The following is a 19,207-nucleotide window of genomic DNA, read 5'->3' as shown; positions in this document are numbered from 1 at the left end:
CGCTATCTCCGGCTTACAACGGCTTGACGACGAACAGGCCATCTTCGTGGCCTTCTTCCGACCCGCCATAGACCTGTTCGGCCACGGTGCGGATCGAGCTGCCGCGGGCAGCGAGAATCTGGTCCATGGCGCCGGCGAACCAGCCGGTGAACATGTAGTCGACCTTGCGACCGCACTTGCCATAGACGTACACGAACGCGGAGTGCTTGAGCTTGACGCTGCAGGTGCCCTTGTCGAGGTCGATGTCCTGGATCTCGAACAGGCCCCAGCCGCGCTGGCTCAGGCGCTTCATGTAGTGCTCGAACACCGCCACGCCTTCCAGGCCATGGCACTCGGCTTCTTTTTCACACCAGTGCCAGGCGGACTTGTAGCCGGCCTTGTAGAGGATCTCGGCGTACTTGTCAGCGCCCAGGACTTCTTCGATGCCCATGTGGTTGTTGACGAAGAAATGGCGTGGCACATACAGCATCGGCAGGGCGTCGCTGGTCCAGACACCGGTCTCGCTGTCGACTTCGATTGGCAATTGCGGGGCGATCTTGGCCATGGAAACTCAACTCCATAAAATTTTTTATCGGGATGCCCCGGCGTTGCTGGCAGGGGCTTTCAGGCTTGGAGAGCGGCTTACTCGCCCCACACGTCCTTGAGGACGTTGACCCAGTTCTCGCCCATGATCTTGCGCACCACGCGCTCGGAGTGGCCGCGCTTGAGCAAGGTTTCGGTGAGGTTGGGGAATTCGCCCACGGTGCGGATGCCCAGCGGGTTGATGATCTTGCCGAAGTTGGTCAGGCGACGGGCATAACCCTTGTCGTGGGTCAGGTACTCGAAGAAGTCCTGGCCGTGGCCCTGGGTGAAGTCGGTACCGATACCGATGGCGTCTTCACCGACGATGTTCATGGTGTACTCGATGGCCTCGGCGTAGTCGTCGATGGTCGAGTCGATGCCCTTGGCCAGGAACGGCGCGAACATGGTCACGCCGACGAAGCCACCGTGGTCGGCGATGAACTTCAGCTCTTCGTCCGACTTGTTGCGCGGGTGCTCTTTCAGGCCCGACGGCAGGCAGTGCGAGTAGCAGACCGGCTTTTTCGACTCGAGGATGACTTCTTCGGAAGTCTTGGAGCCGACGTGGGACAGGTCGCACATGATGCCGACACGGTTCATTTCGGCGACGATCTCGCGGCCGAAGCCCGACAGGCCGCCATCACGCTCGTAGCAACCGGTGCCGACCAGGTTCTGGGTGTTGTAGCACATCTGCACGATGCCCACGCCCAACTGCTTGAACACGTCGACGTAGGCGATCTGGTCTTCAAACGCATGGGCGTTCTGGAAGCCGAAGAGGATGCCGGTCTTGCCCAGCTCCTTGGCCTTGCGGATGTCGGCGGTGGTGCGCACCGGCATCACCAGGTCGCTGTTTTCGCGGATCAGCTTCTGGCTGGCAGCGATGTTGTCGACGGTCGCCTTGAAGCCTTCCCAGACCGACACCGTGCAGTTGGCCGCAGTCAGCCCGCCTTTGCGCATGTCCTCGAACAGCTCGCGGTTCCATTTGGCAATGATCAGGCCGTCGATGACGATGCTGTCGGCGTGAAGTTCGGCTGGGCTCATCAGGCTGTCCCCTTTTATTGAATGGGTTTGCGCCAAACCTTATTGCCGGCGCTTTGGGGCCAGCATATGCCTGTGCCCAAAGGCGCCCCGATGCAAAAACGACAGGGGGTTTGCCGAAAGCGTCAATGCGCGACAACAGGCCTTCTGGCGCGGTGTCTGGCGATGAGAGACAGTCTCGATAACGACGTTTCCGGCGGCTTTATGAACATTTCGTCAGGGAGCTACCGCCTTGCCGTCGGCTGAGCGAGAATCCCAGCGATTCGTCAGCCTGTTGAGGAGAAAACGGATGAAATCAATGGCATGGCTGGTACTGCTGGCTGTCGTATCGGGCGCCCAGGCCGGCGAGGAAGAAAGCACCCCGTGCGACAACGTCGAGACCGACCAGCAGACCTACGCCTGCGCTGCGTTCAACAAGCAGACCGCCGAGCGCGAGCTGAAAGCGGCGTATGACGAGCTGATCCAGCGCATCCGCGACCAGTATGCCGATGAAAGCGACCAGGCCACTGCGCTGGTCGGGCGCATGGACGCGGCCGAGAAGCTGTGGGCGCAGCTGCGCGATGCCGACTGCAAGGTCGAGACCTACGCCGAGAAGCCCGGGAGCAAGGCGTTCGAGGCGGCGTGGGATACCTGCGTGGCGCAGCGCAGTGATGACCGCTCGGAGTACCTGCAGTCCATCGGCCAGCAGTAAGCCTGTACCGGCCTCTTCGCGGGCACGCCCGCTCCCACAGGTACTGCGCAATCTGTGGGTGCGGGCGTGCCCGCGAAGAGGCCGGTGCAGGGGGAAATCAAACCACCCGGGCCAAGCGGTCCTCCCGCGGGCAACGCTGGTAACGCGCCCGATAGCAGCGGGTAAAGTACGAAGCCGACTCGAACCCGCACGCCACCCCCACCTCCAGCACACTCATGTCGGTCTGGCGCAACAACTGCCGTGCCTTGTCCAGGCGCAGTCGCAAGTAGAACCCACTGGGGGTGTCATCCAGGTGCACGCGAAACAGCCGCTCCAGCTGGCGCCGGGTCACCTGCACCGCTTCGGCCAGCACCTGGGTATTGAGCGGCTGCTCGGTGTTGCGCTCCATTTCGCCAATCACCTTCACCAGCTTCTTGTTGCTGATGCCATAGCGGCTGGCGATCTGCATGCGCTGGTGGTCCTGTCGCTGGCGGATACGTCCGAGCACGAACTGCTCCGACACCTGCACCGCCAGTTCACTACCGTGGGCCTGGGCAATCAGGTCGAGCATCAGGTCGATCGAAGCGGTGCCACCGGCACAGGTGATGCGCCGCCGGTCGATCTCGAACAGCTCCTGGGTCGCCTGCAGGCTCGGGTAATTCTCCTTGAACGCCTCCAGCGCCTCCCAGTGCACGGTGGCGCGGTGGCCGTCGAGCAGGCCAGCCTCGGCCAGCACCACCGCGCCAGTATCAATGCCACCCAGAATCACCCCCTCATGGTCCAGGCGGCGTAGCGCCTGCTGCAGCGTCGGCCCGTAACAGGCCAGTGGCTCGAAGCCGGCGACGATCAGCAGGGTGCCGCCAGGTTCGCCCGCTGCCAGTGCGGCGTCGGCGTTCACCGACATGCCATTGCTGGCCTGCACCGCCCCGCCATCCAGGCTCAATACCTGCCAGCGATACAACGGGCCCTTGAAGCGGTTGGCCACCCGCAGTGGCTCCAGGGCACTGATGAAACCCATGGCCGAGAACCCGGGCAACAACAGAAAGTGAATGATTTGCGGCATTGCATGCTCCACGGCAAAGGTGGTCGCCTCCGTGCAAATGTTGGTCGCCAGGGTGCGATTTTCCACCCTGACAGCAGCGTAGCTTCTTCATACGACCCAGAGAGGTCGAACCCCAATAACAATATGCACTGCCGATGGAGAGCCACCATGCACAGCTTGATCCGCCGCAGCCTGTTGACCCTTGCTCTGAGTAGCATCGCCGCTTCCCCACTATTCGCCGCCGAGCCTGCGGCCTGCAAGAACGTCCGTCTGGGCGTGGTCAACTGGACCGACGTCATCGCCACCAGCGCCATGGCCCAGGTGCTGCTCGACGGGCTGGGCTACCAGACCAAGCAGACCAGCGCTTCGCAGCAAATCATCTTCGCAGGTATTCGCGACAAACGCCTGGACATGTTCCTGGGTTACTGGAACCCGATCATGACCCAGACCATTACCCCGTTCGTCGACGCCAAGCAGGTCAAGGTGCTCGACAAGCCCAGCCTGGAAGACGCCCGCGCCACCCTGGCGGTGCCCAAGTACCTGGCCGACAAGGGCCTGAAGACCTTCGCCGACATCCACAAGTTCGAAAAGGAACTGGGCGGGAAGATCTACGGCATCGAACCGGGTTCGGGCGCCAACACCCAGATCAAGGCGATGATTGCCAAGAACCAGTTCGGCCTGGGCAAGTTCCAGCTGGTCGAGTCCAGCGAGGCCGGCATGCTCGCCGCCGTCGACCGCGCGGTGCGGCGCAACGAGGCCGTGGTGTTCTTCGGCTGGGCGCCGCACCCGATGAACGTGAACATCGACATGGTCTACCTGGGCGACAGCCAGGATGCCCTGGGCCCTGACGAAGGCCGCGCGACAGTGTGGACAGTGACCGCGCCGGACTACGCCGAACGCTGCCCCAACGCCCACCGCCTGCTGGCCAACCTGAACTTCAGCGCCGAGGACGAGAGCCGCATGATGCAGCCGCTGCTCGACCACAAGGATGCGCTGGAGTCAGCCCGCCAGTGGCTCAAGGACCACCCCGAGGACAAGGCCCGCTGGCTGGAGGGTGTGACCACCTTCGATGGCAAGCCGGCTGCCGACAACCTCAACCTCAGCGCCAACTGATCCGACCCATTCGCGGGTAAACCCGCTCCCACAAGTCATGCACATGCCAGGGGCAACATCGTCCCCTGTGGGAGCGGGTTTACCCGCGAAAAGGCCACCAGACACCACAAGGAACCCCGCCATGAACCACGACGTCATCATCACCTGCGCCCTGACCGGCGCCGGCGACACCGCTTCGAAAAGCCACCTTGTTCCAGTCACCCCCAAGCAGATCGCCGAGTCCGCCGTAGAGGCCGCCAAGGCCGGCGCCACCGTGGTCCACTGCCACGTCCGCGACCCGCAAACCGGCCGCTTCAGCCGCGACGTGGCGCTGTATCGCGAGGTCATGGAACGCATCCGCGAAGCCGACGTGGACATCATCGTCAACCTTACCGCCGGCATGGGTGGCGACCTGGAAATCGGCCCGGGTGAAACACCGCTGGAGTTCGGCCCGGGCACCGACCTGATCGGCCCACTGGAGCGCCTGGCCCATGTCGAAGCACTGCTGCCGGAAATCTGCACCCTCGACTGCGGCACCCTCAACTTCGGCGACGGCAACTCGATCTACGTCTCCACCCCGGCGCAACTGCGCGCCGGCGCCAAGCGCATCACTGAACTGGGGGTGAAAGCCGAACTGGAAATCTTCGACACCGGCCACCTGTGGTTCGCCAAGCAAATGATCAAGGAAGGCCTGCTGGATGATCCGCTGTTCCAACTGTGCCTGGGCATCCCGTGGGGCGCGCCGGCCGATACCACCACCATGAAGGCGATGGTCGACAACCTGCCGGCCAACGTCACCTGGGCCGGGTTCGGCATCGGCCGCATGCAGATGCCGATGGCAGCACAGGCCGTGTTGCTTGGCGGCAACGTGCGGGTAGGCCTGGAGGACAACCTGTACCTGGACCGTGGCGTACTGGCCAGCAACGGCCAACTGGTCGAGCGCGCAGTGGAAATCATCTCGCGTCTTGGCGCCCGTGTACTGACCCCGGCCGAGGGCCGGGAAAAGATGAACCTCAAACGCCGCTGATCCCTTCAGGAGACCAACATGACCTTCATCACCGAGATCAAGACCTTCGCCGCCCTGGGTAGTGGCGTGATCGGCAGCGGCTGGGTCGCCCGCGCCCTGGCCCACGGCCTGGACGTGGTCGCCTGGGACCCGGCACCCGGCGCCGAGCAGGCCTTGCGCAAGCGCATCGCCAACGCCTGGCCCGCGCTGGAGAAGCAAGGCCTGGCGCCGGGCGCATCACAAGACCGCCTGAAGTTCGTCGCCACCATCGAGGAATGCGTCCGCGACGCCGACTTCATCCAGGAAAGCGCACCTGAGCGCCTGGACCTGAAACTCGACCTGCACGCAAAGATCAGCGCTGCCGCCAAACCCGACGCGATCATCGGCTCCAGCACTTCGGGCCTGCTGCCCAGCGAATTCTACGAGTCGGCCACCCACCCCGAGCGCTGCGTGGTCGGCCACCCGTTCAACCCGGTGTACCTGCTGCCGCTGGTGGAAATCGTCGGCGGCAACCGCACCGCCCCCGAGGCCATCGAAGCTGCCAGGACCATCTACACCGCCCTGGGCATGCGCCCGCTGCACGTGCGCAAGGAAGTGCCCGGGTTCATCGCCGACCGCCTGCTCGAAGCCCTGTGGCGCGAGGCCCTGCACCTGGTCAACGACGGCGTGGCCAGCACCGGCGAGATCGACGATGCCATCCGCTTCGGCGCCGGCCTGCGCTGGTCGTTCATGGGCACCTTCCTCACCTACACCCTGGCCGGTGGCGATGCTGGCATGCGCCACTTCATGGCCCAGTTCGGCCCGGCGCTGAAGCTGCCGTGGACCTACCTGCCAGCCCCGGAGCTCACCGACAAGCTGATCGACGATGTGGTCGAAGGCACCGCGGAGCAACTGGGCGAACGCAGCATCGCCGCACTGGAGCGCTATCGTGATGACACCCTGCTGGCAGTGCTGGAAGCGGTGAAGACCAGCAAGGCCAGCCACGGTATGGCTTTCGGCGACTGAGGAGACCGCGATGCCCGCATTGATTACCTACCGCACCCCGGTCCAGGAGGACTGGGTCGACTACAACGGGCACCTGCGCGATGCCTTCTACTTGCTGATCTTCAGCTATGCCACCGATGCGCTGATGGAGCGCATCGGCCTGGATGCCGACAGCCGTGGGCAGAGCGGTAATTCACTGTTCACCCTGGAGGCACACATCAACTACCTGCACGAAGTGAAGCTGGGCACCGAGGTGTGGGTGCAGACGCAGATCATCGGCTTCGACCGCAAGCGCCTGCATGTCTACCACAGCCTGCACCGGGCGGGGTTCGACGAGGCGCTGGCGGCCAGTGAGCAGATGCTGCTGCATGTGGACCTGGCGGGACCGAAGTCGGCGCCGTTCAGTGAGCAGAGTGTCGGGTTGCTGCAAGGCTTGGTGGAGCAACAACAGGATCTGCCGCCGGCCGAGTTCGTGGGCCGGGTAATAGGCCTGCCTGCAGCAAAGTGAGAAAAAGCACATAACCTGTGGGAGCGGGCGTGCCCGCTCCCACAGGTCATATATTCCGGCTTGAAAAAAATAACCCCGGAAAGCCGTGAGCATCCGGGGCCAAGAGCGAGCAACATCCATGCACTAACGTGGGTGACCAAACCCTTCGTTGCGGTAGATGGCTTGAGTGTGCGCACTTCCCGAACGGTGGATTTAGCCGGAAACGACCTGTTCTTAGCCAAAGCAGCCATGGCGCCATTCTGTTGTTGCGGGCATGTCGCCAGCGTCACAGAATCGGTCGTAAATCACAGCAGCACTCTCTTAGCGATAAAAGGGACAACAGCCATGATGCATGCGGATTTGATTGACCAGGACGATCTGGCAGGCCACCTGCGCGCGCGGGGGTTCGAGATTCCGGCCGGAGCTACTGCCGAGCAGGCCTGCGAAGCGGTGGTGCGTGGGCTGACCGAGCCCAATGCACGGGCGCTGAAGGGGATGGTGGAGCAGATGTATACCGGCAGTGCGACGATCCTGCCGGCGGTGCGCCAGGCCATCGACAAACAGCTGTTGCCGGCGTTGGCGCAGTTCAACAAGCGCGCCTGATTCGTTTTCCTGTACTGGCCTCTTCGCGGGTAAACCCGCTCCCACAGGTACTGCACTGCTTTTGAATTCAGTGCAGTACCTGTGGGAGCGGGTTTACCCGCGAAGAGGCCAGTGCTGTTTCAGAGCCTTACACTGGCAAAGGTCGACTCGTTGCGCGCCTGGCTCAGGGCCGCCATCGGCCCGCTGTGCGGCGACAGGGTCATGGCCTGCGGGATCGGCATCATCGCCACCTGCTGCGCAGTGTTGGAACCCACGCGCTCGTCACGCGGCGGAATGCCGAAGTACTCGCGGTAGCACTTGGAGAAGTGCGGGGTCGACACGAAGCCGCACACCGACGCCACTTCGATGATCGACATCGGCGTCTGCTTCAGCAGCTGCCGGGCGCGGATCAGGCGCAGCTTCAGGTAGTAACGCGACGGCGAACAGTGCAGGTACTTCTGGAACAGGCGCTCGAGCTGCCGGCGCGATACCGACACGTATACCGCCAGTTCGTCCAGGTCGATCGGCTCTTCGAGGTTGGCCTCCATCAGCGCAACGATTTCCTGCAGCTTCGGCTGGTTGGTGCCAAGCATGTGCTTGAGTGGCACGCGCTGGTGATCCTGCTCGTTGCGGATGCGCTCGTAGACGAACATTTCGGAGATCGCCGCCGACAGTTCACGACCGTGGTCGCGGCTGATCAAGTGCAGCATCATGTCCAGCGGCGCAGTGCCGCCAGAGCTGGTGAAGCGGTTACGGTCGAGGGTGAACAGGCGGGTACTCATGTTGACCCGCGGGTAGGCCTCCTGCATGGCCGCCAGGCATTCCCAGTGCACGCTGCAATCGAAACCATCCAGCAGCCCGGCACAGGCCAAGGCCCAGCTGCCAGTGCATACCGCGCCCAGACGGCGCGACTGACGGGCCTGGGTTTGCAACCAGGTGACATGCTCGCGGGTAACGCTGCGCTGGATGCCCACGCCGCCACAGACAATCACGGTATCGATGGGGGGCGCACTGTGCATGGCGGCGTCAGGGGTTATCTGCAAGCCATCGCTGGCCCACACCTGCCCACCATCGGCGGTGAGGGTGTGCCAGCGGTACAGCTCACGGCCGGACAGCTGGTTGGCCATGCGCAGCGGCTCGACGGCCGACGCCAGGGAAATCAGGGTGAAATTGTCCAATAGGAGAAACCCGATGGACTGGGGGGCTGTGCGGTTCTGGGTTGGGTTCCCGGAGGTGTACGACGTCATCGCGATTTCTCCTCACACAAATGCAGGGTGTGCCTCAGGCGGGCACTGATTTCTTGTTATGTATGGCCCCGGTTTCATGTGCAGGGGCTTTGGTGCCAATCTCAACGCAAACGCCGTGCCTGAAATTGAACGGCTATCCAAAAAAAACTGAAAACGACGCCTTTGTTAGGCAAATCAGGTGCTTTGACCGAGTTGGCCAATCTTCGCAAAACAGGCGTGCTAGGCGTTGTGCGTGTAACGGCTGAGCAATTTGGTGACACGCGCAGTGTAGGATGCCCAGAAACGACACTCTTGAGTGTCACCGACAACGCCCACACTGATAACGACACCCGACGATCGGTATGCGTCGTTTGCACCATAAAGAGACATTTGTAGCTGTGCTGCACCTGTTTCAATCTCAAGGCCCCCTTCGCGGGCACGCCCGCTCCCACAGGGATTGCACAGTTCCTGTGGGAGCGGGCGTGCCCGCGAAGGGGGCCTTGAGGCCAGATCAAACTATCAGCATTCGATAGCGCTGACCGCCAGGCCACCGCGCGAGGTCTCTTTGTACTTGTCGTGCATGTCGGCCCCGGTATCGCGCATGGTGCGGATTACCTGGTCGAGGGAAATGAAATGCTCACCGTCACCACGCAGGGCCATCTGCACTGCGTTGATGGCCTTTACCGCGGCAATCGCGTTGCGCTCGATGCACGGCACCTGCACCAACCCGCCGACCGGGTCGCAGGTCAGGCCCAGGTTGTGTTCCAGGGCAATTTCAGCGGCGTTCTCCACCTGCGGCGGCGTAGCCCCCAGCACTTCGGCCAGCCCGGCAGCGGCCATGGCACAGGCCGAGCCGACTTCCCCCTGGCAGCCAACCTCGGCACCGGAAATCGACGCGTTCTTCTTGCACAGGATGCCCACTGCCGCAGCGGCGAGGAAGAAGTCGACCACGCTGGACTCGTTCACCGCATCACTGAAGCGCATGTAGTAATGCAGCACCGCCGGAATGATGCCGGCAGCGCCGTTGGTCGGCGCAGTGACCATGCGCCCGCCGGCGGCGTTCTCTTCGTTGACCGCCAGGGCGAACAGGTTGACCCATTCCATGGCGCTCATGGTCGAGCCGATCACGTTGGGCTTGCCGATTTCCTGCAGGCTGCGGTGCAGCTTGGCAGCACGGCGGCGCACGTTCAGGCCGCCGGGCAACGTGCCTTCGTACTTCAAGCCATTGTTGACGCACTCCTGCATGGCCTCCCAGAGTTTGTACAGGCCGGCACGGATCTCTTCCTCGCTGCGCCAGACCTTCTCGTTGGCCATCATCAATTGCGACACGCTGAGGTCGTTTTGCTTGCACAGGCGCAGCAGTTCGGCAGCGCTGTTGAAGTCGTACGGCAGCACCGTCTGGTCGGCATCCAGCACGCCGCTGGCGGCCTGGGCGGCATCGACCACGAAACCGCCACCCACCGAGTAGTAAGTGTCGCGGTGCAGCTCGCCCTGCTCGCCTTCGGCAATCAGGGTCATGGCGTTGGGGTGGTACGGCAGGTTCTCGTCCAGCAGCAGCATGTCGCGGGCCCAGACAAATTCGATGGGCAGGCGGTTGTCCAGCTGCAGGGTGTTGGTTTCACGCAGGTCGGCGATACGCGGCACGATCTGGGTCGGGTCAATGGCGTCAGGCCATTCGCCCATCAGGCCCATGATGGTGGCGTTGTCGGTGCCGTGACCGATACCGGTGGCCGACAGCGAGCCATACAGGCGCACTTCGATCCGCTGCACACGTTCCAGCTCGCCGCGTTCGCGCAGGCCCTGGACGAACAGGGCGCCAGCACGCATGGGGCCGACGGTGTGGGAGCTGGAGGGCCCGACACCGATCTTGAACAGGTCGAACACGCTGATGGCCATTATCGAATCACCTCTTGCTGGGCTTGTCTCTGCGCGCCATGCGCAGGGCGGGGCAGCTGCTAGGCTGAAACAGCGGGCCGCCTTGAATGCACGCATCATCGGGCTTTTACCGCCCCCCTCGCCGTCTGCAACCGACGTACTTTTGTCCAGCAGCGCCGCGCTGTTTTTACGTGTGGAGCTGCCCTCGCCTCGCCGCTTTCCGGCGGCCTGGTGACGTAAAAATGCGGCTGAAGGGGTGGAAAAATCCATAAGCGACATCGCCCATACTGGATACGACCCGTTCCGTACTGGTTACGACCCCACCAGTAGGCGATTGCCCAGCGCTGGAGGATTATCGAAAGCGACTCGTAAAGCACGGCCACGCATCCTGCCCTCTGCAGGCCTGGTCGACCGGACCCTGAGAAAGCCCGGCGACCCAAGCGAACCCGAAGACAAAATCACAGGAGTCCATCCATGAAAGGTTCACCATCGCTTTTGCTGGTTGCGTTGCTGTCCGCGCCTTTGCTGGCACAGGCCGCCGAACCCGAGCAATGCCAGACGGTACGGTTCTCGGATGTCGGCTGGACCGACATCACGGTCACCACCGCGACCACCAGCGTTGTGCTCGAAGCACTGGGTTACAAGACCCACACCACCATGATCTCGGTACCGGTGACCTACAAGTCGCTGGCCACCGGCAAGGACCTGGACGTGTTTCTCGGCAACTGGATGCCGACCATGGAGAACGACATCAAGCAATACCGCGACGCCGGCACTGTAGAAACCGTGCGCGCCAACCTGGAAAACGCCAAATACACCCTGGCGGTGCCCCAGGCGCTGTATGACAAGGGCCTGAAGGATTTCAGCGACATTCCCAAGTTCAAGAAAGAACTCGACAGCAAGATCTACGGCATCGAACCCGGCAACGATGGCAACCGCACCATCCAGAGCATGATCGACAAGAACGCCTTCGGCCTGAAGGACGCCGGCTTCAAGATCGTCCAGTCCAGCGAGGCCGGCATGCTGTCGCAGGTCGACCGCGCGCAGAAACGCGGCGAGGCGCTGGTGTTCCTCGGCTGGGAACCGCACCCGATGAACACCCGCTTCAAGATGCAGTACCTGACTGGCGGGGACGAGTTCTTCGGCCCCGACTTCGGCAAGGCGACCGTATTGACCAACACCCGCAAGGGTTATGTGCAGGAATGCAGCAACGTTGGCCAGCTGTTGAAGAATCTGTCGTTCGAGCTCAAGGATGAAAGCACCATGATGGGCTATGTCCTGGACGACAAGATGAAACCCGAGGCGGCTGCCAAGAAGTGGCTCAAGGACAACCCAGGCAAACTGGAGGCCTGGCTGGCCGGCGTTACCACCGTGGATGGCAAACCCGGCCTTGAGGCGGCCAAGGCCAAGCTGACGCAATAACGAAATACGCAATAGCGCTACCTCGGGGCAGGCCCGTGCCTGCCCCGGGTGATTTCAATCTATGCAGGTGGAAGCTCGCTATCATGCTTATCGATCAGAAAATACCTCTGGGCCAGTACATCGCGTCGTTCGTCGAGTGGCTGACCCAGAACGGCGCGAGTTACTTCGACGCCATCGCGCAAGGCCTGGAGTTCATGATCCATGGCGTCACCAGTGCCCTGACTTTCTTCAATCCGTTCGTGCTCATCGCTCTGTTCGCCGCCTTGGCGCACTTCATCCAGCGCAAGTGGGCGCTGACCGCATTCGTTGCCCTGTCGTTTCTGCTGATCCTCAACCTGGGTTACTGGCAGGAAACCATGGAAACCCTGGCGCAGGTCACCTTCGCCACGGTGGTGTGCGTGGCCATCGGCGTGCCGCTGGGCATCGTCGCCGCGCACAAACCGATGTTCTATACCGCCATGCGCCCGGTACTCGACCTGATGCAGACGGTACCTACCTTCGTCTACCTGATCCCCACCCTGACCCTGTTCGGCCTGGGTGTGGTGCCGGGGCTGATCTCGACGGTGGTGTTCGCCATCGCCGCGCCGATCCGCCTCACCTACCTGGGCATCTGCGACGTCCCGCAAGAGCTGATGGACGCCGGCAAGGCCTTTGGCTGCTCGCGACGCCAGCTGCTCACCCGGATTGAACTGCCGCACGCGATGCCAAGCATCGCCGCCGGCGTTACCCAGTGCATCATGCTGTCGCTGTCGATGGTGGTGATTGCCGCCCTGGTCGGTGCTGACGGCTTGGGCAAACCTGTGGTCAACGCACTGAACACCGCCGATATTTCCCTGGGCTTCGAAGCGGGCCTGGCGATCGTGCTGCTGGCGATCATGCTCGACCGTATCTGCAAGCAACCGGACCTGCCGGTAAGGGGTGAAGCATGAGCATCATTCGTTTCGAAGACGTCGACGTCATCTTCTCCAACAAGCCGCGCGAAGCGCTGGCCCTGCTCGACCAGGGCCAGACCCGCGAGCAGATCCTCAAGCAGACCGGCCTGGTGGTGGGTGTCGAGAAGGCCAACCTGGATATCCAGAAGGGCGAGATCTGCGTGCTGATGGGCCTGTCCGGTTCGGGCAAGTCGAGTTTGCTGCGCTGCATCAACGGCCTCAACACCGTCAGCCGCGGCAAGCTGTTCGTCGAGCACGAAGGCAAGCACATCGACATTGCCCACTGCACCCCGGCCGAGCTGAAGATGATGCGCACCAAGCGCATTGCCATGGTGTTCCAGAAGTTCGCCCTGATGCCCTGGCTGACGGTGCGCGAGAACATCAGCTTTGGCCTGGAAATGCAGGGCCGCCCCGAGAAGGAACGGCGCAAGCTGGTTGACGAGAAGCTCGAACTGGTGGGCCTGACCCAGTGGCGCAACAAGAAGCCGGACGAACTGTCTGGCGGCATGCAGCAGCGCGTGGGCCTGGCCCGGGCGCTGGCGATGGATGCCGACATCCTGCTGATGGACGAACCGTTCTCGGCACTGGACCCGCTGATCCGCCAAGGCCTGCAAGACGAGTTGCTTGGCCTGCAGGCCAAGCTGAGCAAGACCATCGTGTTCGTCAGCCACGACCTGGACGAGGCCCTGAAGCTGGGTAGCCGCATCGCGATCATGAAGGACGGGCGGATCATCCAGTACAGCAAGCCGGAAGAGATCGTGCTCAACCCGGCCGACGAGTATGTGCGCACCTTCGTCGCCCATACCAACCCGCTGAACGTGCTGTGCGGGCGCAGCCTGATGCGCAGCCTGGACAACTGCAAGCGGGTGAATGGCTCGGTGTGCATCGATCCCGGCATCGACTCGTGGCTGGACCTTGGCGAAGGTGGCTCGATCAAGCGCGCACGCCAAGGGCAGAACGGGCTTGACCTGCAGAACTGGGCACCAGGGCAGGATGTGGAGCTGCTGGGCCGCCGCCCAACGTTGGTAAATGCCGATATCGGCATGCGCGACGCGCTACAGATTCGTTACCAGACCGGTAACAAGCTGGTGTTGCAGGACAACGACAAGGTGGTGGGGATTCTTGGGGATACCGAGCTGTATCACGCCTTGCTCGGCAAGAATCACGGTTGATGCAATTGGGGCCGCGTTGCGGCCCCAATCAATGGATCAGCGAACAACGATCCCGCGCGAAGCCATGTAGGCCTTGGCCTCCGGCACGGTGTACTCGCCAAAATGGAAGATACTGGCCGCCAGCACCGCACTGGCGTGCCCTTCCAGAATGCCGTCAGCCAGGTGCTGCAGGTTACCCACCCCACCCGAGGCAATCACCGGAATACCCAGCGCATCACTGATCGCACGGGTAACACCCAGGTCGAAGCCGTTCTTCATGCCGTCCTGGTCCATGCTGGTCAGCAGGATCTCGCCAGCCCCCAGGCCTTCCATCTTCTTCGCCCATTCAACGGCATCCAGCCCGGTCGGCTTGCGCCCACCATGGGTGAAAATCTCCCAGCGCGGCTGCTCACCCGGCCCGGACACCTTCTTGGCGTCGATGGCGACAACGATGCACTGCGAACCGAAACGGTCCGCTGCCTCGCCGACAAACTCCGGGTTGAACACCGCAGCCGTGTTGATCGAAACCTTGTCGGCACCGGCATTGAGCAGGTTGCGGATGTCCTGCACGGTGCGCACGCCGCCGCCCACGGTCAGCGGGATGAACACCTGGCTGGCCATGCGCTCGACGGTATGCAGGGTGGTGTCGCGGCCATCGACACTAGCGGTGATGTCGAGGAAGGTGATTTCGTCGGCACCTTGCTCGTCGTAGCGACGGGCGATTTCCACCGGGTCGCCGGCATCACGGATATTCTCGAACTTGACGCCCTTGACCACCCGGCCGTTGTCCACGTCCAGGCAAGGGATGATGCGCTTGGCCAGTGCCATGGTTCAGTCCTCAGCCTTGGTAGTTGTCGCAGAAGGCCTGGGCCTCGGCGACATCGAGGGTGCCTTCATAGATGGCACGGCCGGTGATGGCGCCGATGATGCCCGGGGCCTTGGCGTCCAGCAGGGCCTTGATGTCGCCCAGGTTATGGATGCCGCCCGAGGCGATCACCGGGATCGAGGTGGCTTCTGCCAGCGCCTTGGTGAACGGCACGTTGCAGCCCTGCATCATGCCGTCCTTGGCGATGTCGGTGTAGACGATCGCCGAGACGCCATCGGCCTCGAAACGCTTGGCCAGGTCGATGACCTGCACCGAGCTCACTTCAGCCCAGCCATCAGTGGCGACGAAGCCGTCTTTTGCGTCCAGGCCAACGATGACCTTGCCCGGGAAGGCCTTGCACGCTTCGGCAACGAACTCCGGCTGCTTGACCGCCTTGGTGCCAATGATCACGTAGCTGACGCCAGCCTTGACGTAGTGCTCGATGGTTTCCAGCGAGCGGATGCCACCGCCGATCTGGATCGGCAGGGTCGGGTAGCGCTTGGCAATGGCGGTGACCACTTCACCGTTGACCGGCTGGCCTTCGAAGGCGCCGTTGAGGTCGACCAGGTGCAGGCGGCGGCAGCCACCCTCGACCCACTTGGCGGCCATGCTCACCGGGTCGTCGGAAAATACCGTGGAGTCTTCCATGCGGCCCTGGCGCAGGCGCACGCAGGCACCGTCCTTCAGATCGATAGCGGGGATAATCAGCATCTTGGGAACCTGTCTGTTCTTGGGGTTTCAGGGCTTCTCGAGCGCCCACAGATCACTTTCGATGCTCTCGAACCGCTCCTTGAGGTGCAGCTGAACATCGGCAATCGCCCTGTTGTAGTAATGGGGTGCAATTTCTTTGCTGAACAGCTCGAGGACCTCGGCCACTTCGAACGACCCCAGCTCCAGCTCGAAACGGTCTTCGAGGAAGCGCTTGAGCGTGTGCAGTGCTTCGCGCTCTTGCTCGGGGGCCAGGGTGATGACCGGGGCCTTGGTCTTCGACCTGCTCATTTACCAGCGCCCGTCCCAGGCGACGAAGTTCTGCAGCAGCTGCAGGCCATGGGTATGGCTCTTCTCCGGGTGGAACTGCACGGCAAAGCGCGAACCATCGGCCAGCGCGGCAGCGAAATCGACACCGTAATGGCCGCGGCCGACCACCTGGGCCGGCTTGCCGGCATTGATGTAGTAGCTGTGCACGAAGTAGAACCGCGCTCGGTCGGGGATGTCGTGCCACAGTGGGTGGTCGTTGGTCTGGCCGACTTCGTTCCAGCCCATGTGCGGCACCTTCAGGTGCTCGCCGTCTTCCTGCAGGTCTTTGCCGAAGAAACGCACCTGGCCGGGGAACAGGCCGATGCAGTCGACACCGTCGTTTTCTTCGCTGTGGTCAAGCAGTGCCTGCATACCCACACAGATGCCGAGGAACGGGCGGTCCTGGCTGACTTCGCGCACCAGGCTGTCGAAGCCCAGGCGGCGGATTTCGGCCATGCAGTCGCGAATCGCGCCCACCCCCGGAAACACCACACGGTCGGCTTCGCGGATAACCGCAGCATCGCTGGTGACCAGCACCTTACCGGCACCTACATGCTCGAGCGCCTTGGCCACCGAGTGCAGGTTGCCCATGCCATAGTCGATTACGGCTACCGTCTGCATTTACAGGCACCCTTTGGTGGAAGGCATCTGCCCGGCCATGCGCTCGTCGAGGGTAATGGCCATGCGCAAGGCGCGGCCGAAAGCCTTGAACACGGTCTCGATCTGGTGATGGGTGTTGTGACCACGCAGGTTGTCGATGTGCAGGGTCACCAGGGCGTGGTTGACGAAGCCCTGGAAGAACTCCTGGAACAGGTCGACATCGAAGCCACCGACGCTGGCGCGGGTGTACGGCACGTGCATCTGCAGGCCCGGGCGACCGGAGAAGTCGATGACCACGCGCGACAGCGCTTCGTCCAGCGGCACGTAGGCGTGGCCGTAGCGGAAGATGCCCTTCTTGTCACCGATGGCCTGGGCGAATGCCATGCCCAGGGTGATGCCGACGTCTTCGACGGTATGGTGATCGTCGATATGCGTGTCACCCTTGCACTCGATATCCAGATCGATCAGCCCATGGCGGGCGATCTGGTCCAGCATGTGTTCAAGGAAAGGCACACCGATATCGAATCGGGCCTTGCCACTGCCATCGAGGTTGATCGAGCACTTGACCTGGGTTTCCAGGGTGTTGCGCTCGACGGAAGCCTTACGTTCGACCATCACCAGCTCCGCAAAATCATTAGGCGAAAAGGGCTTCATTATAGGCCTAGAACGCGCCGGCTTGAAACGCGGATGACATATGGCAAAGCAAGCAATTACGGGGGCAGGATACCGCTACAGGTCTATACAACCGGGTAACCTGGGGCTGCTTTGCAGCCCATCGCGACACAAGGCCGCTCCCACAGAGGCATGCGGTCACCTGTGGAAGCGGCCTTGTGTCGCGAAAGGGGCGCAAAGCGCCCCCAATCAATGGAACAGCACAGCCGTCTTCTGCAGGGTAATCCACACCCCCCAGGCCAACGGCACGACCACCACCGCCCAGGCCAGCAACACCAGCGGCAGGCTACCCGGCGCCGCCTTCCACTCCAGCGATCGCGCCCCGTCGGCACCTTTGTCATGGCTCAACGCCCGCTCGGCAGCCAGTTCGGCATCGCTCATGAAATGCTTGTCGGCCACCGGTCGCACCAGCATGTTGCAGACAAAGCCCAGCACCAGCAGGCCGGCGAGGATGTACAGGGTCATGTCATAAGCAGCCGCACGCTCTACCCCGGCCGCCAACTGATACTCGCGCAGGTAGGTGATCAGCACCGGCCCCAGCACCCCCGCCGCCGCCCAGGCAGTCAGCAGGCGGCCATGAATGGCGCCGACCATCTGCGTGCCGAACAGGTCGGCCAGGTAGGCCGGTACCGTGGCGAAACCACCACCGTACATCGACAGGATGATGCAGAACGCCGCCACGAACAGCGCCACGTTACCCAGGTGCCCCATGTTCGGCACCAGGCTGTACAAGCCCACGCCCAGGGCGAAAAAGGCGAAATAGGTGTTCTTGCGGCCAATGTAGTCGGAGAACGACGCCCAGAAGAACCGCCCGCCGATGTTGAACAGGCTCAGCAGGCCGGTGAAGCCGGCGGCGATCGCGGCAATCTGCGCCAGCTGGGCGCTGTTCAGCTCGCTGAAGCTCAGCTCGTTGCCCAGCAACTTGCCGGCGAACACTTCCTGCAGCAACGGCGAAGCCATGCCGAGGATGCCGATACCCGCCGACACGTTCAGGCACAGCACCAGCCAGATCAAGGCGAACTGCGGGGTCTTCCAGGCCACGCTGACATGCACGTGGCGGTCGGTGACCATGGTGTTGCCAGCCTTTTTCACCGGGGCGCTCCAGCCTTCGGGCTTCCAGCCGGTCGGCGGCACGCGATACGCCAGGGCACCGGCGATCATGAACACGAAGTAGATCGCCGCCATGGCGACGAAGCTCTGCCACACACCCACTTCCTGCGTATTGCCGAAGTGGCCCATCAGCGCGGTGGCCAGCGGCGCACCGACCATGGCCCCGCCGCCGAAGCCCATGATCGCCATACCGGTGGCCATGCCGCGCTTGTCCGGGAACCACTTGATCAGGGTCGACACTGGCGAGATGTAGCCCAGGCCCAGGCCGATACCGCCGATTACGCCGGAGCCCAGCCACATCAGCCACAGCTGGTGGGTTTTCACGCCAAGGGCCGAAATCAGCATGCCGCCGCACCAGCACAGCGCCGACACCAGGCCGGCCTTGCGCGGGCCGGCGTGTTCCAGCCAACCACCCAGCACGGCCGCCGAGCATCCGAGGAAGACGAAGAACAGGGTGTAGATCCAGCTCAGCATGGAGATCGGCCAATCGCATTCGGCGCTGAACATACGGGCCATGAAGCCCATGTCCGCCGCGCAGGCGACCGGGGCGGTGACGCCGAGGGCTTGCGACAGTGGTAGCCAGAACACCGAGAAGCCATAGGCCATGCCGATGCACAGGTGAATGGCCAGGGCGGCGGGCGGGACCAGCCAGCGGTTGAAGCCCGGGCGGGCGATGATGCGCTCCTTCGACAGGAAGCCTGGCGCACTGGCCAGGGTCCCCGCCGCGACGGTACTGCTCATAGGATTAGGTCCTTCTTATAGGGAGGGTGCAGGCAAAGCGGCGCAAGGGTAGCAGCACCAAGTAGCATGAAAGCAATCTGATATCGTTAATTTTTGCTCAGCTGAAACGGTCCTCTTTCTGAAGTCCACAGTTGATC

Annotated in this window: 20 protein-coding genes; 9 read left to right on the top strand and 11 right to left on the bottom strand. The window is 62.7% G+C overall.

Annotation, left to right across the window (positions count from 1 at the left end):
• Positions 1–13 precede the first annotated feature (13 nt).
• The gene (locus ACIQYU_RS21310; RefSeq protein WP_046614486.1) at positions 14–544 is read right to left on the bottom strand and encodes a DUF5943 domain-containing protein; all 531 of its coding nucleotides are present in this window, start codon (positions 542–544) and stop codon (positions 14–16) included.
• A 77-nt stretch (positions 545–621) separates the two neighbouring features.
• Complete coding sequence (locus tag ACIQYU_RS21305) at positions 622–1,599, bottom strand: dipeptidase (protein ID WP_023382781.1); 978 nt, start codon at positions 1,597–1,599, stop codon at positions 622–624.
• Between the two features lie 286 nt (positions 1,600–1,885).
• Here ACIQYU_RS21305 and ACIQYU_RS21300 point away from each other — a divergent pair, with 286 nt between their 5' ends.
• Positions 1,886–2,287, top strand: coding sequence for a lysozyme inhibitor LprI family protein (locus tag ACIQYU_RS21300; protein ID WP_087501963.1), 402 nt, complete (start codon positions 1,886–1,888; stop codon positions 2,285–2,287).
• Positions 2,288–2,384: 97 nt separating this feature from the next.
• Here the strand turns inward: ACIQYU_RS21300 and ACIQYU_RS21295 are convergent, their stop codons facing one another.
• Complete coding sequence (locus tag ACIQYU_RS21295) at positions 2,385–3,329, bottom strand: GlxA family transcriptional regulator (protein WP_233694675.1); 945 nt, start codon at positions 3,327–3,329, stop codon at positions 2,385–2,387.
• 147 nt (positions 3,330–3,476) lie between these two features.
• Between ACIQYU_RS21295 and choX (ACIQYU_RS21290) the strand changes: the two genes are divergently transcribed.
• From choX (ACIQYU_RS21290) to ACIQYU_RS21270, 5 genes are all read left to right on the top strand, one after another.
• Positions 3,477–4,421: a choline ABC transporter substrate-binding protein gene (gene choX, locus ACIQYU_RS21290; RefSeq protein ID WP_063914504.1), complete on the top strand. Its 945-nt coding sequence runs from the start codon at positions 3,477–3,479 to the stop codon at positions 4,419–4,421.
• Positions 4,422–4,542: 121 nt separating this feature from the next.
• A complete protein-coding gene (locus tag ACIQYU_RS21285; protein ID WP_063914503.1) occupies positions 4,543–5,427 on the top strand; it encodes a 3-keto-5-aminohexanoate cleavage protein in 885 nt (294 codons plus the stop codon).
• Between the two features lie 18 nt (positions 5,428–5,445).
• Positions 5,446–6,411, top strand: a complete 966-nt coding sequence (locus ACIQYU_RS21280; RefSeq protein WP_063914502.1) for an L-carnitine dehydrogenase — start codon at positions 5,446–5,448, stop codon at positions 6,409–6,411.
• A gap of 10 nt (positions 6,412–6,421) precedes the next feature.
• Entirely contained in the window at positions 6,422–6,898 is a 477-nt protein-coding gene (locus tag ACIQYU_RS21275) for a thioesterase family protein (RefSeq protein WP_207838031.1), read from the top strand.
• 324 nt (positions 6,899–7,222) lie between these two features.
• On the top strand, positions 7,223–7,480 hold the full coding sequence (locus ACIQYU_RS21270; protein WP_046614493.1) for a hypothetical protein: 258 nt from the start codon (positions 7,223–7,225) through the stop codon (positions 7,478–7,480).
• Positions 7,481–7,599: 119 nt separating this feature from the next.
• On the opposite strand, the gene ACIQYU_RS21265 is transcribed toward ACIQYU_RS21270, so the two are convergent.
• Positions 7,600–8,706, bottom strand: a complete 1,107-nt coding sequence (locus ACIQYU_RS21265; protein WP_025337376.1) for a GlxA family transcriptional regulator — start codon at positions 8,704–8,706, stop codon at positions 7,600–7,602.
• Between the two features lie 498 nt (positions 8,707–9,204).
• Positions 9,205–10,581, bottom strand: a complete 1,377-nt coding sequence (locus tag ACIQYU_RS21260) for an L-serine ammonia-lyase (RefSeq protein WP_207838029.1) — start codon at positions 10,579–10,581, stop codon at positions 9,205–9,207.
• Positions 10,582–11,034: 453 nt separating this feature from the next.
• On the opposite strand from ACIQYU_RS21260, the gene choX (ACIQYU_RS21255) reads away from it, so the two are divergent.
• From choX (ACIQYU_RS21255) to choV, 3 genes are all read left to right on the top strand, one after another.
• Entirely contained in the window at positions 11,035–11,982 is a 948-nt protein-coding gene (choX, locus tag ACIQYU_RS21255; protein ID WP_063914499.1) for a choline ABC transporter substrate-binding protein, read from the top strand.
• Positions 11,983–12,062: 80 nt separating this feature from the next.
• Positions 12,063–12,911 carry a choline ABC transporter permease subunit gene (choW, locus tag ACIQYU_RS21250; protein WP_172827548.1) on the top strand — a complete coding sequence of 283 codons (849 nt, stop codon included), beginning with the start codon at positions 12,063–12,065 and terminating at the stop codon, positions 12,909–12,911.
• The gene (choV, locus tag ACIQYU_RS21245; RefSeq protein ID WP_063914497.1) at positions 12,908–14,086 is read left to right on the top strand and encodes a choline ABC transporter ATP-binding protein; all 1,179 of its coding nucleotides are present in this window, start codon (positions 12,908–12,910) and stop codon (positions 14,084–14,086) included. The genes choW and choV overlap by 4 nt, the downstream gene beginning before the upstream one ends.
• Positions 14,087–14,122: 36 nt before the next feature.
• Here choV and hisF read toward each other — a convergent pair whose 3' ends face one another.
• The 6 genes from hisF to ACIQYU_RS21215 all read right to left on the bottom strand — a co-directional run bounded on the left by hisF (position 14,123) and on the right by ACIQYU_RS21215 (position 19,070).
• Positions 14,123–14,893 carry an imidazole glycerol phosphate synthase subunit HisF gene (gene hisF, locus ACIQYU_RS21240; RefSeq protein ID WP_025337372.1) on the bottom strand — a complete coding sequence of 257 codons (771 nt, stop codon included), beginning with the start codon at positions 14,891–14,893 and terminating at the stop codon, positions 14,123–14,125.
• A 10-nt stretch (positions 14,894–14,903) separates the two neighbouring features.
• Entirely contained in the window at positions 14,904–15,641 is a 738-nt protein-coding gene (gene hisA / locus ACIQYU_RS21235) for a 1-(5-phosphoribosyl)-5-[(5-phosphoribosylamino)methylideneamino]imidazole-4-carboxamide isomerase (RefSeq protein WP_003257484.1), read from the bottom strand.
• A 27-nt stretch (positions 15,642–15,668) separates the two neighbouring features.
• Positions 15,669–15,929 (bottom strand): DUF2164 domain-containing protein, encoded by a 261-nt coding sequence (locus tag ACIQYU_RS21230; RefSeq protein WP_046614499.1) that lies wholly within the window; start codon positions 15,927–15,929, stop codon positions 15,669–15,671.
• The gene (hisH, locus tag ACIQYU_RS21225; protein ID WP_063914495.1) at positions 15,930–16,568 is read right to left on the bottom strand and encodes an imidazole glycerol phosphate synthase subunit HisH; all 639 of its coding nucleotides are present in this window, start codon (positions 16,566–16,568) and stop codon (positions 15,930–15,932) included. It abuts the gene before it with no gap.
• Positions 16,569–17,162, bottom strand: coding sequence for an imidazoleglycerol-phosphate dehydratase HisB (gene hisB / locus ACIQYU_RS21220; RefSeq protein WP_003255736.1), 594 nt, complete (start codon positions 17,160–17,162; stop codon positions 16,569–16,571).
• A 246-nt stretch (positions 17,163–17,408) separates the two neighbouring features.
• Positions 17,409–19,070, bottom strand: coding sequence for an OFA family MFS transporter (locus ACIQYU_RS21215; RefSeq protein WP_402802024.1), 1,662 nt, complete (start codon positions 19,068–19,070; stop codon positions 17,409–17,411).
• Between the last annotated feature and the right edge of the window lie 137 nt (positions 19,071–19,207).

Origin of the sequence: Pseudomonas sp. NPDC096925 (assembly GCF_044762545.1) — a bacterium.
In the GTDB taxonomy this organism is placed as follows: Bacteria; Pseudomonadota; Gammaproteobacteria; order Pseudomonadales; family Pseudomonadaceae; genus Aquipseudomonas.
The sequence above is the reverse complement of the archived record's forward strand: the minus strand, read 5'-3'. Positions and strand labels throughout refer to the sequence as shown.

What these genes read in the sequence shown, in the direction of transcription:
- hisF (WP_025337372.1), bottom strand. Translation starts at nt 14,893, where the DNA reads ATGGCACTGGCCAAGCGCATCATCCCTTGCCTGGACGTGGACAACGGC.
- ACIQYU_RS21270 (WP_046614493.1), top strand. Translation starts at nt 7,223, where the DNA reads ATGATGCATGCGGATTTGATTGACCAGGACGATCTGGCAGGCCACCTG.
- ACIQYU_RS21295 (WP_233694675.1), bottom strand. Translation starts at nt 3,329, where the DNA reads ATGCCGCAAATCATTCACTTTCTGTTGTTGCCCGGGTTCTCGGCCATG.
- ACIQYU_RS21310 (WP_046614486.1), bottom strand. Translation starts at nt 544, where the DNA reads ATGGCCAAGATCGCCCCGCAATTGCCAATCGAAGTCGACAGCGAGACC.
- choX (WP_063914504.1), top strand. Translation starts at nt 3,477, where the DNA reads ATGCACAGCTTGATCCGCCGCAGCCTGTTGACCCTTGCTCTGAGTAGC.
- ACIQYU_RS21275 (WP_207838031.1), top strand. Translation starts at nt 6,422, where the DNA reads ATGCCCGCATTGATTACCTACCGCACCCCGGTCCAGGAGGACTGGGTC.
- hisH (WP_063914495.1), bottom strand. Translation starts at nt 16,568, where the DNA reads ATGCAGACGGTAGCCGTAATCGACTATGGCATGGGCAACCTGCACTCG.
- ACIQYU_RS21230 (WP_046614499.1), bottom strand. Translation starts at nt 15,929, where the DNA reads ATGAGCAGGTCGAAGACCAAGGCCCCGGTCATCACCCTGGCCCCCGAG.
- ACIQYU_RS21280 (WP_063914502.1), top strand. Translation starts at nt 5,446, where the DNA reads ATGACCTTCATCACCGAGATCAAGACCTTCGCCGCCCTGGGTAGTGGC.
- choV (WP_063914497.1), top strand. Translation starts at nt 12,908, where the DNA reads ATGAGCATCATTCGTTTCGAAGACGTCGACGTCATCTTCTCCAACAAG.
- ACIQYU_RS21265 (WP_025337376.1), bottom strand. Translation starts at nt 8,706, where the DNA reads ATGACGTCGTACACCTCCGGGAACCCAACCCAGAACCGCACAGCCCCC.
- ACIQYU_RS21260 (WP_207838029.1), bottom strand. Translation starts at nt 10,581, where the DNA reads ATGGCCATCAGCGTGTTCGACCTGTTCAAGATCGGTGTCGGGCCCTCC.
- ACIQYU_RS21215 (WP_402802024.1), bottom strand. Translation starts at nt 19,070, where the DNA reads ATGAGCAGTACCGTCGCGGCGGGGACCCTGGCCAGTGCGCCAGGCTTC.
- ACIQYU_RS21285 (WP_063914503.1), top strand. Translation starts at nt 4,543, where the DNA reads ATGAACCACGACGTCATCATCACCTGCGCCCTGACCGGCGCCGGCGAC.
- hisB (WP_003255736.1), bottom strand. Translation starts at nt 17,162, where the DNA reads ATGGTCGAACGTAAGGCTTCCGTCGAGCGCAACACCCTGGAAACCCAG.
- hisA (WP_003257484.1), bottom strand. Translation starts at nt 15,641, where the DNA reads ATGCTGATTATCCCCGCTATCGATCTGAAGGACGGTGCCTGCGTGCGC.
- ACIQYU_RS21305 (WP_023382781.1), bottom strand. Translation starts at nt 1,599, where the DNA reads ATGAGCCCAGCCGAACTTCACGCCGACAGCATCGTCATCGACGGCCTG.
- ACIQYU_RS21300 (WP_087501963.1), top strand. Translation starts at nt 1,886, where the DNA reads ATGAAATCAATGGCATGGCTGGTACTGCTGGCTGTCGTATCGGGCGCC.
- choX (WP_063914499.1), top strand. Translation starts at nt 11,035, where the DNA reads ATGAAAGGTTCACCATCGCTTTTGCTGGTTGCGTTGCTGTCCGCGCCT.